1 protein-coding gene and 1 pseudogene are annotated in these 1,592 nt (G+C 56.7%); both read right to left on the reverse strand.

Annotation, left to right across the window (positions count from 1 at the left end; all coding sequences use genetic code 11):
* A pseudogene (locus ACM6IV_RS08845) lies at nucleotides 1–309 on the reverse strand (toxin); the annotation flags it as partial.
* Nucleotides 310–337: 28 nt separating this feature from the next.
* Nucleotides 338–1,592, reverse strand: a 1,255-nt coding sequence (locus ACM6IV_RS08850; RefSeq protein WP_414869631.1) for an RHS repeat-associated core domain-containing protein, incomplete at its 5' end; no start/stop codon positions are given.

A 1,592-nucleotide genomic window follows, 5' to 3' on the forward strand; every position in this document is an offset into this window, starting at 1 on the left:
GGTCGTGCGCCAATGGTTGTCGCCCTCGCCCCAGCGTTGCAGCGGCTCGCCGGCCAGACCTGGTAAATGCAGGCGCCAGCCGGCGTCGACGCTGTCGGTTTTCAATGCTTCGCCGTCGAGACGGTAAATCGTTGTCAGGCAGGGTATGGACAGGCGCGGGTCGAACTGTGATACCAAATGCCCGGCCGCATCATGCTGCTGACGGTTCACGAGCGAGGTGACTTCACCGGTGCTGCGCAGGTAGGCCACCTGGCGCACCGGCAGGCCTCGGCCATCGTTGGCCGAGAGCGTTGGAGTATGCCAATGCATGGACCTGACACTTCGATCCCCGGCCATTTCAACCAGCCCTCTTTGTGGCGGTGCGTGTTTTCCTCAGCAAATACTGATTGTCCGTAGTACCCATCTCTTTGTACTTGGCAACCATCGCCTGATTGCGTGAAATGTTGTTCAGCGTGGTACGGGTCTGCACGCGCATGGCCGAGCGACTGATCGGCGCGAGGGTTTGCGCGGAAGTCATGTGGTTGACGTTGGGCAGTACATTGGCGGGATAAATAACGTCTGTTCCTGCTGCGTCAAATGCGTTTTCGGCCCAGGCGGCACGCTGTTGGACTGCTGTTTTCCAATCGGCCAGCATTGTTTCGATTTTTTCAATCTTCACCGGATCCAGGCGGTTCTTGATGTCCTCAGCTTCAATGGCCCGGGTAAAGAGTGTGAGGAAGTGCGGGACGATTGATAACCATGAACCGATGACTCTGTTCACCAGGAAGTCGGGCGCTGAAATGATTGCCGGGTTGATCAATTGCTCGTTCACGTCCGTCCATGAATGGATCTCCTTGACGGCCTCGGTGACGCCCAGGCGCTCGTCAATTGCGCTGACTGACATTGTTGAAGTTTGAGGTATTAACGGACCGAAACCGAGTCCGACACCTTCGGCTACCGGAGCGATCATCGCGGCGCTCACATCGCCGCCCGCAGCCCCTCCGACCATTCCGCTGGTTGTCACAAAATCCATCCCGTCAAGCAACGCAGGAACTAAAGGCTCGACAAACCCGGAACCCAGGTCCCCGCCTTGGTTGGTGGAGGCAAACCAGATGGCTCCTTCGGCAACAGTGTTCAGTATCATGGTTTTTGCAAAACCTTGCGGGTGAAGAATGTTATGCAGCTGGTTCATGACTTGCAGGGCATGTTCATTGACGGCTGACTGAAACTGCGACGTCATCATGATCACGGCTTCAGCCCGCGTGTTGCCGTCAGGATCGACATAACGCATTGGGTTGTTACCCACAAATACATATAGATTCAGCCCGTCCACGGACCCCGCCGGATCAGGACTGATCCAGCGCTGCAACCACGGCGCGTAATAGCGTTCGCCGTAGTAATACAACCCGCTGACATCCATCTCCTTGCCCGAATAACGGATGAATTTGTAGCTGATCCCGGTCTCCGGTTTTTCCACCATCCACGCCGTCGCACCGAACGGGTAATAGCCTTCGTGACTGATCATGTGCGCGTTCTGATCCAGTTCCAGCGTGCACGAGCCGAGGTGATCGTCGAGGCTGTAGCGCAGCTGATTGTTCTCGACAGCCGCAGGT

This window comes from Pseudomonas sp. IT-347P, from assembly GCF_949768005.1.
GTDB lineage: Bacteria > Pseudomonadota > Gammaproteobacteria > Pseudomonadales > Pseudomonadaceae > Aquipseudomonas.